This window comes from Echinicola shivajiensis (genome assembly GCF_018642165.1).
GTDB lineage: Bacteria > Bacteroidota > Bacteroidia > Cytophagales > Cyclobacteriaceae > Echinicola > Echinicola shivajiensis.
On record NZ_JAHHZM010000001.1, the window covers coordinates 1,049,810 to 1,068,142 of the forward strand.

General features: G+C 39.5%; 12 protein-coding genes. 6 read left to right on the top strand and 6 right to left on the bottom strand.

The genetic code is table 11. The features are described 5' to 3' along the window. Window positions 1-11: 11 nt before the first annotated feature. Window positions 12-2,447: a TonB-dependent receptor gene (locus KMW37_RS04055; protein ID WP_246581321.1), complete on the bottom strand. Its 2,436-nt coding sequence runs from the start codon at window positions 2,445-2,447 to the stop codon at window positions 12-14. A gap of 396 nt (window positions 2,448-2,843) precedes the next feature. Beyond that, on the bottom strand, window positions 2,844-3,524 hold the full coding sequence (locus KMW37_RS04060) for a DUF2461 domain-containing protein (protein WP_215223292.1): 681 nt from the start codon (window positions 3,522-3,524) through the stop codon (window positions 2,844-2,846). A 678-nt stretch (window positions 3,525-4,202) separates the two neighbouring features. Between KMW37_RS04060 and KMW37_RS04065 the strand changes: the two genes are divergently transcribed. The 4 genes from KMW37_RS04065 (at window position 4,203) to KMW37_RS04080 (ending at window position 11,107) form a co-directional block, all read left to right on the top strand. After that, entirely contained in the window at window positions 4,203-5,558 is a 1,356-nt protein-coding gene (locus tag KMW37_RS04065) for an MFS transporter (RefSeq protein WP_215223293.1), read from the top strand. Window positions 5,559-5,575: 17 nt separating this feature from the next. Next, window positions 5,576-9,097 (top strand): nitrate reductase, encoded by a 3,522-nt coding sequence (locus KMW37_RS04070; RefSeq protein WP_215223294.1) that lies wholly within the window; start codon window positions 5,576-5,578, stop codon window positions 9,095-9,097. Between the two features lie 172 nt (window positions 9,098-9,269). Further along, window positions 9,270-10,700, top strand: coding sequence for a rubredoxin domain-containing protein (locus KMW37_RS04075; protein ID WP_215223295.1), 1,431 nt, complete (start codon window positions 9,270-9,272; stop codon window positions 10,698-10,700). An 11-nt stretch (window positions 10,701-10,711) separates the two neighbouring features. Next, window positions 10,712-11,107 (top strand): DUF7009 family protein, encoded by a 396-nt coding sequence (locus tag KMW37_RS04080; RefSeq protein WP_215223296.1) that lies wholly within the window; start codon window positions 10,712-10,714, stop codon window positions 11,105-11,107. A gap of 106 nt (window positions 11,108-11,213) precedes the next feature. Here KMW37_RS04080 and KMW37_RS04085 read toward each other — a convergent pair whose 3' ends face one another. From KMW37_RS04085 to KMW37_RS04095, 3 genes are all read right to left on the bottom strand, one after another. Continuing rightward, window positions 11,214-11,873, bottom strand: coding sequence for an ROK family protein (locus KMW37_RS04085; protein ID WP_215223297.1), 660 nt, complete (start codon window positions 11,871-11,873; stop codon window positions 11,214-11,216). Between the two features lie 175 nt (window positions 11,874-12,048). Then, a complete protein-coding gene (locus KMW37_RS04090; RefSeq protein ID WP_215223298.1) occupies window positions 12,049-12,711 on the bottom strand; it encodes a GIN domain-containing protein in 663 nt (220 codons plus the stop codon). Between the two features lie 513 nt (window positions 12,712-13,224). Then, on the bottom strand, window positions 13,225-13,485 hold the full coding sequence (locus KMW37_RS04095) for a hypothetical protein (RefSeq protein ID WP_215223299.1): 261 nt from the start codon (window positions 13,483-13,485) through the stop codon (window positions 13,225-13,227). A gap of 268 nt (window positions 13,486-13,753) precedes the next feature. Here KMW37_RS04095 and KMW37_RS04100 point away from each other — a divergent pair, with 268 nt between their 5' ends. Beyond that, on the top strand, window positions 13,754-14,062 hold the full coding sequence (locus KMW37_RS04100) for a SelT/SelW/SelH family protein (protein ID WP_246581322.1): 309 nt from the start codon (window positions 13,754-13,756) through the stop codon (window positions 14,060-14,062). A gap of 426 nt (window positions 14,063-14,488) precedes the next feature. Beyond that, the gene (gene katG, locus KMW37_RS04105; protein ID WP_394369593.1) at window positions 14,489-16,726 is read left to right on the top strand and encodes a catalase/peroxidase HPI; all 2,238 of its coding nucleotides are present in this window, start codon (window positions 14,489-14,491) and stop codon (window positions 16,724-16,726) included. Window positions 16,727-16,816: 90 nt separating this feature from the next. Here the strand turns inward: katG and KMW37_RS04110 are convergent, their stop codons facing one another. Continuing rightward, entirely contained in the window at window positions 16,817-18,169 is a 1,353-nt protein-coding gene (locus KMW37_RS04110) for a DUF1552 domain-containing protein (RefSeq protein WP_215223301.1), read from the bottom strand. Window positions 18,170-18,333 lie beyond the last annotated feature (164 nt).

Below are 18,333 nucleotides of genomic sequence, written 5' to 3' on the forward strand. Positions count from 1 at the left end.
TTAAAAATTGATTAGAAATTATTGATTGAATAATTGATTTTGAGATAGAAAGCACGACCTGGCTTTTGTACTGCGAAATTGTCGTAAACCTGCTTATCAAATATATTTCTACAGTCTGCACTGATCGAAAACCTTTGATTCGGAAGGATATAAGTAGCCCCAAAGTCGTGAACATACTGACGAGGAGTCCTGAAGTCTTCGATTTCCAACCAAGTGGTGTAAAACCTCTCCACAAAACTGAAAAAATGCGACAGTCGTAATACTGATCCTTTTTGGAAGATATCCTTGAAAGTATATTCAAGCGAGCTATTTACCGTAAAGTAGGGTTCATTGGGAATTTGTTGTTGATATTTCTCATACACATTTCCATTAGGATCATATTTTGTGTTAAACACCGAATTGAACTTGGAGAAATTTAAAGTGGCCAGCAAAGTCTTTTTATAGGCGTAGTTGGCTTGCCCTTCAAAACCGATCGCCTTTGTTCTGCCTAGGTTCACGAAGGGGGCAGTCTGTACCGCATCGTTGATCCTATCATTAATTTCCCGGGTAATTTTATCCCTGGTATCTCTGATAAAACCCGTAGCAGAAAAGGAAAACTCATGTTCATTTCGCTCAAAATCCCCAAGCTTAAACCCAAGATTAAGATTATTGCTTATTTCAGGCCTGATACTCATATTTTCCACAATATTTTCACCTGGGCTACCAAAGATCTCTCCTTCAGAAGGCATCCTTACCGCCTTTTCCGCAGAGGCCAGCAAAAGCAAGTTTTTGGATAGATTGAATGAATAGGCCATACCATAACCTTTGGTATTTCTTTTACTTGACACCTGGTCCTCAACACGTACACCATCTTCCAGTGTAGGATCTATCCTATCGATCCCCTGCACATAATATTTCCCAAAGAGATTTCCTTTTAGCCTTGATTGTATCAGATTGAATTCATAGCCTAGAGAAGTGATGTACTTTTCTAGGTCCCTGGTACCGATAAACTCACGCTCCACAGCACTGCGCATCATATCTTGATCATACCTATCGATATTGAAATAGGATTGGGACAGAATGAGCTTATGATGTTGATTGATATTATAGTTGGCACTTGCCCGGAAAGTACTTACATTCCTATCGATATGGTTAATGGTAGGAGCTCCCTGCTGGGCACCTTCTGGACGTAATATCGGTTCACCATATTTTCCAAGACTCTTTTCACCAAACCAATTATAATTCCACTTTACGGTATCCGTCACCACTTGCGCCCGCTTGCTGAAAGAACCGTTGAATGAGAACTCTAATCCATCAGTAAATAAATCTTCCTTTAAATAATTAAGTCCAAAGACATTTGACTGTGAAGTGGTAAAGCGGCCTTCATAAGGGATGGACATATAAGCACCATGTTGTATTTCATTATAATCATCCGATCCTGTATAGCTGATAAAAAATTGATCTGCCCACTTCACATTGGTAAATCCAAGGTCGATTTTACCTCCTAAAGACCTGTAGCTATCATTAAACCTTCTAGCACGCACATAATCATACCTGCCATTAGGCAAAATATTCCTTACAAATTTCCCCCATACCTCATAGTCATTATCAGAGTAGTTGTGAAAGGCAGAGATTTTTGCAGTAAAACCAGTAGATTCATCCCTATAAACCGCATTAAGGTTATTTTGGAAGGTATTGAAGGATCCATAAGAAACAGAAGCAGAGACATTATTGACCGCTCCTTTCTTTAGGATGACATTGATGGCACCGCCCAATGCATCATCTGCGAGGTGCGCAGGTATAACCCCCTTATAAATTTCTATGCGTTCTATCAAGGCAGGAGGAATACTATTCAGGCTAAACGAAGGTCCATAGGTAGTGATCGGCAAACCATCAATAAAGATGCGAACAGAACCTCCAGTCATGCCGTTAAGGTTATAATCCACCCTTGAGCCTAGCCCTCCATTTTGTCGGACACGGACCCCTGCTGTCCTGTTGAGCAAATCGTTGGTCTGTACAGATTGTAAGGCTGCCTTTTCGGTTTCTACAACCTCCACAGCAAAGCCCTGAGTTTCTATTTCACTCTTTACAGACTGACCTTCTACTATTACACCATCCAGCTCTGTCGTCGATTCGGCTAAGGAAAAGTCCAAATGAACAATCTCATCCCCTCTCACTACAAGCACCATCTTTGAATGGGCTTGATAGCCCATACATGAAAGTTGAAGTTCTAGATTCCCTTTAGGAACATTAAGAATTTCATACGTTCCATCTAAGGATGAAATAGCAGTCAAAGGGCTATCTATAATCCTTACAATTGCTCCAGGAATAGGCTGGGAATTGGCATCGAATACCCTTCCTTTTAATGTTGCTGCCTGAAGGTCCTGATAGAAAGCAGAAAGCCCGCATAAAATCAGAAGGGTTCCTATCCGATATTGAATACTCGATAAAAGTAAAGACTTCATCATGCTATCTGTATTGTTGCTTAACTTGATTTTAAATGAAAATTCATATCTCATTTTGTCCCTAAAAAATCAGAGGCTTGACCAACCTGATTGACTTTATTTAGACTTAATCTAATTGAATGCAAAAATATATCACGACTCTATAACTCGCAATATTTATTTAGATTTATTTTTAATAAAATTAAAAAACATACCTCAAGCGATTAAAAAGGCCTTTCTACAAATGAAAATCAAATTGGAATTTCAATTATTCAAAAAAGTAAAACCAGATTATAGGATTTAACTCATCAGGGCAAAATATTCAACAGCCCAAAAAAACTGATAAAAAATTAATTGATGGGAGTTTTATACTTAGCTCCTATCTCAAAGCATTAGCACTTAGCTCATCAAAATTCTAAGCTATAATATCCCCTCACCACCTTCACTATCATCAACAGCTCTGGAAAGAAATTCATTAAACTTTTCCATTTTTTTATACCCATCCATACATAGATCCACTACCTTTTCCGATAACACTTCCTTATCTGTCAATGGCTTAGAAACAACAAAGCTCTTCATTCTCAAAAAATCAATATATGGATGGTCCAAGGCATAGTCCCTTGGAGAGGTCTTAAGCTTTTCTCCTCTGATGTACCCAAAAGTATCTTTAAAGGATTTTTCTTCAATGATTTTAGTTAATTCTTCCCCTGAATAATCAATCTCCTGCCTGATTTTCTTTAGAACATCCGAAGCTGGCATCCAAATCCCACCTCCCAAAAAACACTCCCCAGGCTGTATATGTAAATAATACCCTGGCAATGGAGATTTCTTTCCTCCCGGAGAAAAATAAGCTCCCATATTATTTTTATACGGATCCTTATTGGCACTAAATCGAATATCTCGATTTTGCCTAAAAATACATTCCTTGGGTTTAAGCACAGAAAAGCGAGCGTCCATCTTACTTAGCCCTGCCAATATATTTCCCGCAGTTTCTAAAAATCCTTCTTTTACTTCCAAATACCAATCTCTATTGGCATCCATCCATTCTTTGTTATTGTTGGCTGCCAATTGCTCTAAAAACTTCAGTGTATCCTTTTTCATCTTTATGGGGCTTGGTAATTTGAAACTACAGATTTAAAGTTAAAATTTATTTCGAGCACTTTTATATTAAAATTCTTTCAATCAAGCTTAATCTCCAAGTTTTGGCGCACTCTACAGCTTATAATATCATCCAACTCCAAAAATGACCGCTAAAAAACTCAAAACTCAGTTCAAAATACCCCCTTCAACGGATCATATTACGTAGAAAAATAAATTTTACGTAAATTTATTTACGTATTTTTACTTATTTTAGAATTATTAAGCTACCTTAGCATCAGTAGTTTTCATTAGTTCACTGAAACCACTAATTGCAAAGCAGATGAGGATCCTGCACGATGTAAAAGGAAAACAATCATCAGGATCCTCTCTGATTAGCTCAATAGCTTATAGCCATAAACTATAAACCAAAAATAACCCTGACCAACTAAAGCTCTTTTATTCAAGTATTATTACGTATTTATAATCGAATCAAGACAATATAGAAGGTCAAACATAAATTGATAGATAGGTTATACGGGAAAAGGTAGCGGCCTTTCATTCAGGTAATTAAACAACTGAAAGAAACGGCCAGCCTTTTTATCAGATCCTTCAATTAAACTAATTATCTGACAAGGCCGGGAATTTTAAATCCCACCAGGTCTAGTAGCAAAAACATTTAACCATTAACACATTATTGATATGAAAAAAGTAGCCACAAAAGCCACCTCCATCAAACTGTTGGATTTTAAAACCCCACAGATGCGGGCCTTTCACCTTTCTTGGTTTGCCTTCTTCCTATGTTTTTTTGGTTGGTTTGGCATTGCCCCGCTGATGGCAATAGTCAGAGAAGAATTGGATCTCAACAAAGCTCAGATAGGTAATATCATCATCGCCTCGGTAGCTATTACCGTCATTGCCCGATTGCTCATTGGATGGCTGGTTGATAAAATAGGACCTCGAATTACTTATACCTACCTTTTGACGCTAGGCTCCATTCCTGTTATGCTAATCGGTCTGAGCAATAGCTATGAATCTTTCCTATTGTTCAGATTGGCCATTGGAGTCATAGGATCTTCCTTTGTGATCACCCAGTACCACACTTCTGTGATGTTTGCGCCGAATGTAGTGGGCACGGCCAATGCCACTTCTGCAGGTTGGGGTAATATGGGCGGTGGAGTGACCCAAATGATAATGCCAATGATTTTCGCCCTATTTGTTTCGCTTGGATTTCTGGATGCACAAGCTTGGAGATATGCCATGATAGTACCAGGAATAGCCATGATCTTATGTGGCATAGCCTATTACAAATGGACTACGGATTTTCCTGAAGGGAATATTGCAGACTTGAGTAAAGCCGACCTAGATTATAAAAAGAACAAAAAAGCTGATGCCAAAGGAGCTTTTAAAGCAGCTATTTCAGACCACAGGGTTTGGGCACTGTTCCTGATTTATGGAGCTTGCTTTGGCATTGAATTGACTATCAATAATGTCGCAGCCATTTATTACCATGACTATTTCCAACTAGACATCAAAACTGCGGGTTTAATAGCCGGTTTATTTGGACTTATGAATCTCTTTGCCCGTTCAGTTGGAGGAATATTCGGTGACAAAGCAGGAATCAAATGGGGATTGAAAGGACGCGTTGGATTATTGGGAGCAGTGCTGCTGATAGAAGGGCTTGCTTTGATCCTCTTCGCTCAAATGACCTTACTTCCTTTGGCCATAGGCACCATGATTTTATTTAGCCTATTTGTACAAATGGCAGAGGGGGCCACTTTTTCCGTAGTTCCTTTTATCAATAAAAAAGCCATAGGTACCATATCAGGCATAGTAGGAGCGGGGGGAAATGCTGGTGCAGTGATGGCCGGATTCCTTTTCAAAATGGATGGGGTTTCATATGGACAAGCCCTAACAGTATTGGGAATAGCGGTGGCTGCTATCAGTGCCAGCACATTACTGGTAAGATTCTCCGCTGAAGATGAAAAAGTAGCGCAATATGAACTAGAGAAATCTCTAGAAGAGAAGCAACTACAACCTGAATACGCAAATAGCTAAGACTAAACCCCCAAGCAATGTCAATGACAAAAGCTGAAAGTTATAAAAGTACTTGTTCCTACTGTGGTGTTGGTTGCGGAATTATTGCCAACAAGGACAAAAAAGGTCGAGTTACAGTAGAAGGCGACCCTGAACATCCGGTTAATCGGGGCATGCTATGCTCAAAGGGCATGAATCTACATTACGTAGTTGAGGACAAGTCCGACCGTCTCCTCTACCCACAGATGCGTTGGGGAAAGTCACACCCATTGGAAAAGGTGGACTGGGATACAGCGCTCAATAGGGCTGCTGCCGTATTCAAATCCATCATAAAAAAACATGGACCTGACTCAGTAGCTTTTTATGTTTCCGGGCAATGCCTAACGGAAGAATACTACTTAGTCAATAAACTGACCAAGGCTTACCTGCAGACCAATAATATTGACACCAATTCAAGGCTGTGCATGAGTTCAGCCGTGATGGGCTATATAAAAACCTTGGGAGAAGACAGTGTTCCTATCTCCTATGAAGACATCGAATTAGCAGACTGTTTCCTAGTGGCTGGTGCCAACCCTGCTTGGTGCCACCCCATTCTTTGGAGAAGAATAGAGAAACACAAGGAAGAAAATCCTGAAACTAAAATCATTGTGGTGGACCCAAGGGTAACCCAAAGCTGTTCCTTGGCCGATCTACACCTTCAAATAAGACCAGGTACTGATGAAACACTTTATCTCGCCATAGGAAGATGCATCATAGAACAAGGAGATATTGATCTCGAATTTATCAAACAACATACAGATGGATTCGAAGCTTATAAGGAATTGGTCCTACAAACCAGTCTTGAAGACGCTGCCAAGACCTGTGATGTCGCTATAAGGGATATAAAATTAGCTGCCTCCTATATTGGTAATGCCAAAGGCTTCCTATCCCTTTGGGCAATGGGACTTAACCAAAGTGCTGAAGGAGTTAATAAAAACCTTGCCCTAATAGATCTCAACCTTATTACAGGCCATATAGGAAAGCCCGGATCGGGACCATTTAGTCTTACTGGTCAACCCAATGCTATGGGAGGAAGGGAAGTTGGGGGAATGGCCACACTATTGGCCTCTCACAGAAATCTGCTCAATCCAGAGCACCGGGAAGAAGTTGCCCGATTCTGGAATGTAGAAAGTCTTCCTGAAAATCCTGGCAAAACAGCCACTCAAATCTTTGAAGGTTTGGAAGACGGCTCCATAAAAGCCCTATGGATAATCTGCACCAATCCATTGGTCAGCATGCCCAATGCCGCTCGAGTAGAAGCAGCCATGAAAAAGGCGAAATTTGTAGTAGTCCAAGATATCTCAAGCAAGGCGGAAGCCATTCCATATGCCGATTTAGTATTACCTGCAGCGGGTTGGGGAGAAAAAGAGGGTACCATGACCAATTCGGAAAGAAGGATCAGCTATCTCAACAAATTTACCGAGGCTCCTGGAGAAGCCCTCCCTGATGCAGAAATTCTCATTCGTTTTGCAAAAAAAATGAACTTCAATGGTTTTGATTTTCAAGACATGGGAGCGGTGTATGCGGAATATTGCCAATTGACCAAAGGCACCAATATTGACATTTCAGCTTTGGACTATGAGCATCTAAAAAGCAAAGGCACCGCTCAATGGCCATTCAAAAACAAGAAGGAAGGAGGAACAAGTAGGTTATTTACCGATAAAAAATTCTTCACCCCTAATGGTCGTGCCCAAATATTGGCCAGTGGTCCAAAAAACGACACCGAAAAACTGAGCAAAGATTTACCATTGATCTTGACTACAGGTAGGATCAGGGACCAGTGGCATACCATGACCAGAACGGGAAAAGTATCCAAGCTAAACAAACACATACCTACTCCATTTTTGGAAATACATCCTGATGATGCCCAAAGTAGAGGTATAAAGGACGGCGAGACAGTGCTTATTTCCGGGAAAAGAGGAGAAGTAAGGGTACATGCCCAGATAAGTGAAAAAATAAAAAAAGGAGTCGTTTTCCTTCCCATGCACTGGGGCAAAATTCTCAACAATGATTTTTCCAGAACCAATAACCTAACTGGGAATAACATTGATCCTGTATCTAAGCAGCCTGACTTTAAATATTCGGCTGTACAGGTCGCAAAATACGTTAAGCCAAAACAAAAATTATTGATAGTGGGAGCCGGTGCTGCTGCATACCGCTTCATCAACAGCTATCGGGAATTTAATGAAAGTGACGAAATCCATGTATTCTCTAAGGAGAAGTATCCATTTTATAATAGGGTACTTTTACCGGATTATGTCAATCGTCATAAGGCTTGGGAAGATTTACTAAAGTTCAAATCCGAAGAGGAGATGAACAAACTAAATATTAAGCTTTATATTGAAAATGGCATTGAATCAATTGACCGTTCCAATAAAACAGTCACTGATGAAAAAGGATTGGTACATCACTATGATACCTTGATTTTGGCCACAGGAAGCAGGGCCTTTGTACCTGCTGATGTCCCCATGCACCTACCTGGTATCTTCACCATGAGAAGTCGGCAAAATGCAGATCAACTTAAATCCTACCTTAACTACCAAGGGCATGTCCTTATCGCAGGAGGAGGGCTTTTGGGGCTTGAATTGGCGGCAGCACTGCGTGAGATAAATATTGAGGTAACTATAGTACAGCTTGGCTCTAGGTTAATGGAACGTCAATTGGATCCTATGGCCAGTTCCCTACTTCGAGAAAAAATCGAAGAAATGGGTGTACAACTCTATATGAATAACCAAGTTTCCCATCTAGAAAGTAATGAGACAGAAAAAAGTGTTACTGTCAGCTTAAAAAGTGGCAAGACCATTCATTGTAATGCCGTGGTTTATGCTATTGGAACGCGGCCAAATATGGAATTGGCAAAATCCTCAGGATTGGATTGTGGAAGAGGTATAAAAGTAAACGACTACCTTCAAACAAGTGATCCTTCCATATTTGCCATGGGAGAAATCGCCGAACACCATGGCAAGTTAAATGGCATCACGGCTGCGGCAGAAATGCAAGCGGATATCGCAGCCAGATTTATTACTGGGGACTTGCTAAGCATCTATAAGGGGTCTGTTCCAATGAACATTTTAAAATTTGCTGATCTGGACCTTTGTTCCATCGGCATACCAGAAATCCCGGCCAATGCCGAGGGCTATGAGGAAATCTTATTGATTGACACTGCACAAACTTACTATAAAAAATGTATCGTTTACCAGGATCGCTTAGTCGGCACCATTCTGATGGGAGATAAATCAGAGTTTGCTGAATTCAAAAGCTTAATTGAAGAAAAAACTGAGCTCTCCAAAAAACGGCAAGAATTGCTACGCGGAAAATCCAGTAAAGAAGAATTAATGGGGGAAATGGTCTGTTCATGCGGCAATGTAGGCACAGGAAATATCACCAAAGCCATCCAATCCGGCTGTCATGAATTCAGACAGCTCTGTCAGCAAACCGGAGCAGGACTTGGCTGTGGAAGCTGTAAGCCAGAAGTTAAAAGCATCCTTGATAAAGAATTGCCTGCACTAGTCAAAGCATAGTCCCCTCCAAACCTTTAAGCTTATATATTGGTCCTTTGAAAAACAAATCTATAAGCTTAATATCGGACTTAAACCGATTTAAATCTAATTCGGAAAATTATCAATAGGACAGAGCAAATCAACATCCTTCACGATAAAACCATAACTTTACCACAGCAAAAGCTATAACAAAATGCAAAAAGAGGATTTAGTAAGGGTATTTGTAAAAGGCGGGATCATCTCCCCAGGTGATTTCCTTAAAACGATCAACACAGCCTATGAACTGGGCACCAAATATATCCATTTGGGTTCACGTCAGGATATTCTATTTCCTGTCAAAGACAAAAACCTTCAAAGCCTCGAAAACACTTTCAGCGCTATCAACACCGCCTACGATACAGATGGTGAGGAATACCATAATATCGTTACTTCATATACTGCCTTGGATGTGATGCCAACTACTCATTGGCTAGCTTCGCACACTTATCATTATATTCTTGATACCTTTGACTATCAGGCAAAACTTAAGATCAACATTACCGACCCTGTTCAAAGTCTAGTCCCCCTTTTCACAGGAAATATTAACTTCGTCGCATCCTCCATTGATAATTATTGGTTTTTATACCTTCGATTTTCAGAAATTGATCCAAAACCTTGGTGTGCACCTGTACTAATTTATGGCTATGATCTGGCCAAAGTGGCCAAAACCATTGAGGATTTGGACCCTGTAGGCAGTCATTTGAAATATGCTGAAATCTTTCATAAAGCAATTTCCCAAACTACACCCAATACAAGTCCTATAGAGCAGGAATTAGACTACCCTGAATCAAACTCCCCTTATTATGAAGGCATGAACAGGATTGTTGGGGGCAAATATTGGCTGGGCCTATACTGGAGAAACAATAAATTCACCATCAATTTCCTCAAGGCCCTTTGCGAGCTTTGCATGGAAACCAATATAGGTAAAATATGTATTACTCCTTGGAAATCAATCATTGTAAAAGGCATTGCAGAAAAAGACAGGTTAAGCTGGGAAAAATTGTTGGGCAAATATGGCATCAATATTCGTCACAGTTCGCTCGAGCTTCATTGGCACTTGCCTGTTCTGGATGAGGAAGCCCTCAATATTAAAAACTACCTTGTTCGTGCCCTAGACAAGCAGGACATCAGTACCTATGGACTGAGCTTCTCGATAAAAACTAAGCATATGGCACTGTTTACCTCTGTAGCGATAGAAAAAGCCCCCAAGGAAAATCCTAATGACCCTGACACATTTAACATTTTGTACTCCAAGGACTTCAACCCAAATCTTTCAGAGTATTATTTCTATGCTAAAAATGTCCCAATTGACACTATTCCACCATTGCTTATCGAGCTGAGTTATAAATATTATGATCAATTGGAGGAAAGAAAAAATCCGGACAACAGTGATTCTGATTTAAATTCTGAACAAAAGCACCACAAAAAATATCAGTGCTCAAATTGCATGACGATTTATGATGAAAAATATGGAGATCCAGATTCAGATATATTACCTGGTACATCATTTATGAAATTACCCACAAATTATTGCTGCTCAGTTTGTGAAAGTCCAAAATCTGCATTTAAATTGATTACAAAATAATCTTACTGATTATGAAACTAAGGATCAATAATAACTCCATTAGGCTTCGCCTTAGCCAAACAGAGGTTAAAGAAATTGCCAAAGGCCAATCGGTTACAGAAAACCTATACCTTGACAACAATAATTTCGGTCTGGCTTATAGCCTAATCCCTGATGAGAAAGCCCCATCTATCTCTGCACATTTCTTTGGAAATGAGCTCAAAATCTATGTCCCCAAATCCCTTTCTGACAATTGGTCCAATTCTGATGAAGTCACGATGCGTTTTGTTCAGAATGAAGGAGATAAGTATGAAAACCTGATTTTGATAGAAAAAGACTTCCAATGCCTGCATAAAAGGCCTGATGAGGATGAAAGTGACAATTTTCCTAACCCAAAATCTGAAGAAGATTACAAAAATTGCGATTGACCTTTTGTGATTTTCACTACACCTCTGCCTTTTAAAGACAAACACCATAGAATAAAAAAGGGTATTTTACAATGCCCTAAATCATTATAACCGACTTATTCTTCGGTTAAAACTTAATATCTTCTTCCCAAAGCCTAAAACCACCTTTAAAGGCATTTTTATTGGTTCCTAGCCGGCATCTATCGGGAACTTTGGTAAGGTGCTTGGAATTTCCTCCACCCAACACAATTTCATCTGGCTGGAAAGCCCTGAAAAAATATTCAACACATTTGTTTACATGTTTTTCCCATTTCTTTATCCCATGTTTATTGAAATAGACTTTTCCTATATAAGATTCAAAGGTGCTTTTCCTATATGGCAAATGCGCTGCTTCCATTGGTATTACGATATTGTTCAACACCATCGCTGTTCCCAAGCCCGTCCCCAAGCCCATAAAGAGCATCTTTTTACCTTCATAACTCCCCAAAGCTTGCATTGCCGCATCATTGATAATTTTTATAGGACGGCCAAAAGCTCCTTCAAAATCATAGGTTTCCCATCCATGTCCAAGGTTGATAGGTTCTGTTAAAATATTATTGTTTTTGACTATCCCAGGGAATCCCATTGAGACCACATCGTATTCCCAATTAGAGGCTTGTTCCTTAACCAAGGGTATCATTTCTTCAGGTGAAAAATCACTTCCTGAGGGAATCTTTATTCTTTCCTCTTGGCCAGTGGCTAAAATTTTAATATTTGACCCTCCGATATCAATTACAAGTATTTTCATAAAATCAAATATAACAAGTCCATTGAAAATATTACCGAAAAAACTTCTTTACATAAGTTATGAACCTACATTTTTAATACAATTCAATAAAAGATCACACATAAATAAAAAACACATTGCTCCGTCTCAAATGGAACAATGTGTTTTTTATTTTTAAAATCGTAATTATCTCTTTCTAATTAGCATCATTTAAGTCCAGTAATCCTTCCACTCTTTGATTGATTCTAGGGGTCCCTTTATAATCTACCCTTGCAGAGCCCTCTACATCAATGGACAATTCTTCTGAACATGAAACTTCATAGTCTCCCCTACCAGAAATCTCAATTACCGTTTCCTGTGCCAGTAAGCCAAAATTAGACACCTCAACTCTTCCTTCTCCATAAAGTACCTGTCTATCTACTTCACCAGAAAGTTCCAAGTGAAATTCTCCAAAAGACGCTATGACCAATTCCTCCAAATCAAGCTCTCCTTCACTGGTCACTGTACTCAAACCATCTGCGCTCACTTTTCGAATATTAGGTAATGTGGCCACAACCAAAATACCTTTATTGCTGTCTAAGCATCGAATATTTCCCTCCAAGCCTATTCTAAGCTCATTATTTCTCACCCTATATTCCAACTCATTCATTAATTGAGCCTCTGCCATAACCTTTAAGGAAGCCTGTTCATCTTGGATAATCACAAGATCAATGGGACCTACCAGTGAAATCTGATCAAAATCATCTAACTCTAGTTCATACTCTCGCACATTGCCATCTCCTTTGATACAAAGGTGGTCCTTTTCACAGGAAAAGGAAACTACTGCTAAAAGCAACAGACAAATGATATTTGTTTTCATAATACATTAATTGATTGTAAAGAAATAGAACCCAACATTGAAAGCTAAAACCAATTTCATCTCTACGAATTCATAGGCAACTGAACGGTTTAATTAGGTCAACTTCCAATTTGTTAATCCTTTTTTGTACAAGAAAGACACCTAGAGTGCAGGTATACCCTATGGCTATCAGGGATTTTTATGAATAATTATTAAAAAATATTTCTAGTCTATTCTAAAACTTATTCCCTACTGCCCAATGCGGATGAAATATCAGGCTTCCATCCCAATATTTTCCCAGAGAAATATCCCCCAACTTTTATTTGGTAAGAGCATATTTCTTAATTGATAATTTAATGATTAAAATTTACGATAATTGAGTTAAAGACTCAATATTCAAACATGCATTTCCCTTCTCTATGATATCAATCATAAAAATTGTGAGAATAAGAGAGACCTATAAAAAGTATCCAAGTATGAACGCTTCCATAGTTTTACCTTATCATATTCCTCATTCTAAGAAATAATCACCTTTCAAAGGTCTATATGGCCCGGTTCAGTCAATGCGTCCAGGATTTCAGCTCCCAGAAACAGAAAAATGGAAGCTCCCCAACAACCAAAAAACATTAGAAAGTACATATCCAAAGAAATGTCCCCTAACATTCTAAAAACAAAAGGAGTCAGAAAAATAATGATAGCTATTGCTCTTACCACCTTAGCAAAGGTACTTACCCATGTGTGGTGACTTAAAACAGGAGAGATTTTGAAATGCAGGATATTAGGTTCGTTAATCATGGCTATTTGGGTTTTGGGTATAACATCAATCCTACTAACAGAATATTTCACATGAAAACATTCTGCTATCCCTACTTTATTTACAAAATATTTTGTACAAAACCTATTACAACATATAAAACTTGCATATAAGCAAGGACGAAATCACTATCTAGACCAAAATCGATTTAAAACCAAATTATTCTAATTAACCACGTAGTTGTGATCACCTATTTTGAAAGGAAAATTGAATCACTTGGAAAAAATCAATTTTGATCTTTAACTTTAAATGAACAATCAAAAAGCGATGAACCATAGTATAGAAATTAAATACTGTACCCAATGTCGATGGATGTTAAGGGCCACTTGGATGGCACAAGAATTATTGAGCACCTTTGATGGAGATATCAAACATTTGACTTTAACACCTGGGACTGGAGGCATTTTTGAAGTAAGTGCCAACGGCAATTTAGTTTGGTCCAGAAAGGAAAAAGGGCGATTTCCCGAAATAACTGAGCTAAAACAAGCTGTCCGAGATGAAATAGTTCCAGATAAACACTTAGGGCATTCTGACAAAAATAAATCTGGGAACAGTTAATTCTCTCACAGAACCTTTTCTTTTAAACACTTTTTGACAATTATTTTTTTTTTGCCAAGGCAACTATCAATGCACTATGAATTATGATCCATAATTCATCCAATCTAAACTTAGTTTATCCCGTGATTTTTGAAAGCTAGTAACAGCAAATCTCTATTATTTAAATCACATTTTTTATTGTTTAAGAGTTAACAAAAAGCTCAACAACACTACAAAAAACGCTCTATCAAAACATTACGCCCATATTCAAAAAAACAAAACGGTATATTTTAATAGATTTTTTCTATCAATTAATAAAAACAATCAATTGTATTTATAATGATGATCCGTTGATGGCTATGTAATTTTGTAAAAGAAATTCATCAACTAAATCCTTTATATATGAAAAATACAATGACATTTTTGTGGCTAATAGCATTGGCTTTTATGCTTCCTGCCTGTCAGGAAAAAAGTACTGATCAAGAAATGACCAAAGCAGACGGACATTCTGGAGCGACTAAAAAGAGCAAGTCAAATATTAAAGCAACCAGTAACAGTGACTGGTGGCCTAATCAACTCAACTTAAGCATACTCCGACAAAACTCTTCACTTTCCAACCCTATGGGAGAAAAGTTCAATTATATAGAAGAGTTTAACAGCCTTGATTATCACACATTAAAAGAAGATATCCGAAAGGTATTGACAGATTCCCAAGAATGGTGGCCAGCAGATTTCGGTCACTATGGTGGTTTGTTTATCAGAATGGCCTGGCATAGTGCGGGCACCTACAGAACGGCAGATGGTAGAGGAGGATCAAGAGCAGGGCAGCAAAGGTTTGCTCCATTGAACAGTTGGCCTGATAATGCCAATTTAGATAAGGCACGAAGATTGATTTGGCCAATCAAACAAAAGTATGGTGACAAGATTTCTTGGGCAGATTTGATGGTGCTTACCGGAAACGTAGCCCTAGAAGACATGGGCTTTAAAACTTTTGGTTTTGCAGGAGGTAGAGAAGATGTCTGGGAACCAGAAATGGATGTTTACTGGGGAGCTGAAAAAGAGTGGCTTTCAGATGAAAAAAGATACTCTGGAGATAGGGAATTGGAAAACCCATTGGCAGCGGTACAGATGGGATTGATCTATGTAAATCCTGAAGGACCTAATGGAAACCCTGACCCATTATTGGCAGCAGAAGACATCCGCCAGACTTTTGGTAGAATGGGGATGAACGATGAGGAAACTGTAGCTTTGATTGCAGGTGGACACACGCTAGGAAAGGCCCATGGAGCGGGAGAAGCTACCAATGTAGGCCCAGACCCAGAAGCAGCAGGTATTGAAGAGCAAGGTTTTGGATGGAAGAGCTCCTACAAATCCGGAAAAGGAGAGGATGCTATTACATCAGGACTGGAAGTAACCTGGACGCCCACACCTACTCAGTGGAGCCATTTATTCTTTGTAAGTCTATTCGAAAACGAATGGGAACTGACCAAAAGTCCAGCAGGTGGCCACCAATGGGTAGCCAAGGATTCCGACATGACCGTTCCGGATGCCTTTGACAAAACCAAAAGACATCAGCCAACCATGTTTACTACTGATTTGTCCTTAAGGATGGACCCTGGCTTCGAAAAGATTTCAAGAAGATTCTATGAAAATCCTGAAGCATTTAATGAGGCTTTTGCCAGAGCTTGGTTTAAGCTAACCCACAGAGATATGGGACCAAAAACCACCTATTTAGGCCCTGAAGCCCCAACGGAAGACCTTATCTGGCAAGACCCCATTCCTGCAGTGAATCATCCCCTGATCACTAAAACTGATATTGCCAGGCTGAAATCTACCATTTTAAATTCTGGCCTGAGCATCAGTGAATTGGTATCAACTGCCTGGGCTTCTGCATCTACTTACCGAGGATCAGACAGAAGAGGCGGAGCGAATGGTGCAAGAATCCGGTTGGCTCCTCAAAAGGATTGGGAAGTAAACAATCCATCACAACTGGCCAAGGTCTTGGGAACACTGGAAAAAATCCAAGCTGATTTCAATGCCAAATCAGGCGCTAAAAAAGTTTCATTGGCGGACCTCATTGTACTAGGTGGTGATGCTGCCGTGGAAAAGGCGGCTGCCAATGCAGGTTATCCAGTCAACATCCCATTTATCCCTGGTCGTATGGATGCTTTGGCAGAGCAAACGGATGTTGAGTCATTTAAATTGCTTGAGCCAATGGCCGATGGGTTCAGAAACTATCTAAAAACCCAGTACACTATTTCCACGGAGGAATTGTTGATCGACAAGGCGCAATTATTGACCCTAACCGCTCCAGAAATGACCGTTTTACTTGGAGGGATGCGTTCACTTAACGCCAATTTTGACAATTCAAACTTGGGGATTTTCTCTGCAGAAAAGGATAAGCTAAGCAATGATTTCTTTGTGAACCTCTTGGATATGAGCACCGAATGGTCCGCTACTGATGATACCAAAGAGATCTTTGAGGGTAAAGACAGAGAAACAGGTGAAACAAAATACACTGCTACCCGCGCCGATCTGATTTTTGGTTCGAACTCTGAATTAAGGGCACTAGCTGAAGTTTATGCCAGTAATGGTTCTAAGGAGAAATTTATCAAGGACTTTGCAGCAGCTTGGGATAAAGTCATGAAACTAGATAGGTTCGACTTAAGATATCCTCAAGACTAAATAGAAATTAGAGAAAATTAAACCAGCCGCATAAAATCAAAGGCCATCCGCATGTGTAGATGGCCTTTTTATATTAAAATTCTATAATCCTTATCCTAAAATATCTGTTTCCAACTTTCCAGTACTATCAGAGAAACTTTCCACAGGAATGCCTATGGTATGTAACATGCTGACAAACAAATTGGACATTGGGCTGTGCTCATCAAACTTGGTATAAGTACCATGATTCACTCCCATATTTTTACCACCAGCCAATACCAAAGGATAGTTAACGGCATCATGGGTACTACTACAAGCAGAACCATACAACACAAGCGTATTATGGATTAATGGGCCATATTCATCCTCTGTGTTCTTCATCTTGTCCAAGAAATAAGAGAATTGCTTGGCCAACCATTGGTCATAACTACCCCATTCTACCCAGTGATTTTTGGATTGGTCATGGCTAATGGCGTGGTGTCCATTTTTAAATCCTAATGCTAGCTTAGGGAAGTTCTCACCAAATCCCATCCCATCTTCTCGGGCCATCATATAGGTCATGACCCTAGTAATATCTGTCTGCATTCCCAAAACCATCAGGTCAAAGGAAGAGCGGATATAGCTCTCTGGATCTACAGTAGCATTGGGGTTCAAATTGATATGATCAGCATTAAATTCTTTCATAGGAACATTCAGCCATTTCTCATTTCGCTTGATCTGTTCTTCTACTTGGTTCAAAGAGGTCATATATTCATCCAACTTCAACTGATCATGCTTCCCCAACCTTCTTTGAAGCTGCTTACTATCTGCTAGCACCAAGTCAACAATTTTTTGCTCTTGTTGCAAACTTTTTCTTCTAGCTTGAGTGGTTTCACCTCCTCCAGGGGCAAAGTACCTTTCAAAAATCTCCCTATGTCTGTGCTCAGAAGGCATCGGTCTTCCGTTTGGATCAAAAGAAAGTGTCGATACCCTGGATTTGTAGCCTACACCACCATCTGTGGACAAGGCCAAAGAAGGAAATCTGGTATGTTTGGCAAGATGTTGGGCAGCCAACTGATCCACCGAAATGTTATTTTTATATTCACTGCCCCTAAGATCACCACCGGTCAACCAAGTATCACCAGCAAGGTGCCCTAGCAACCTACGGCTTTTAGGGTGACTTAGTCCTCCTAGAATCGAGATCTCTTTCCTGTGCCTTTCCAATGGAGAAAGTGTTTTGGTAAATCGATAATCCTTGCCTTCACCCAAAGGAAACCAGTTCCAATGTTCATGGTGATAATTGGTAACGGGAGGAAGCCCTACCCCGTTTGGAAAATAAACGAAGCAAAGCCTTTTTGGAGCCTCGCTCATAGAACCAACTTTAGCCAAAGGTGTACTCATGGCCTCCATATAAGGAAGCATACAACTGACTCCCAAGCCTTTCAAAAATGTCCTTCGATCTAAATGCCAAGATTTCTTTCCCATGATTATTTTGTCTTTATCATTAATTCATTTTTCAATTTACCAGGACTAAGATGCTACCATAAAAAGTCGGGCCAAACTATTACCTAGTATACTATATCAATTAACTTACAAATCTATTTTTACTCTATTTTATTCTTCTTAGGAGTTTAAAACCGGAAAGCCAT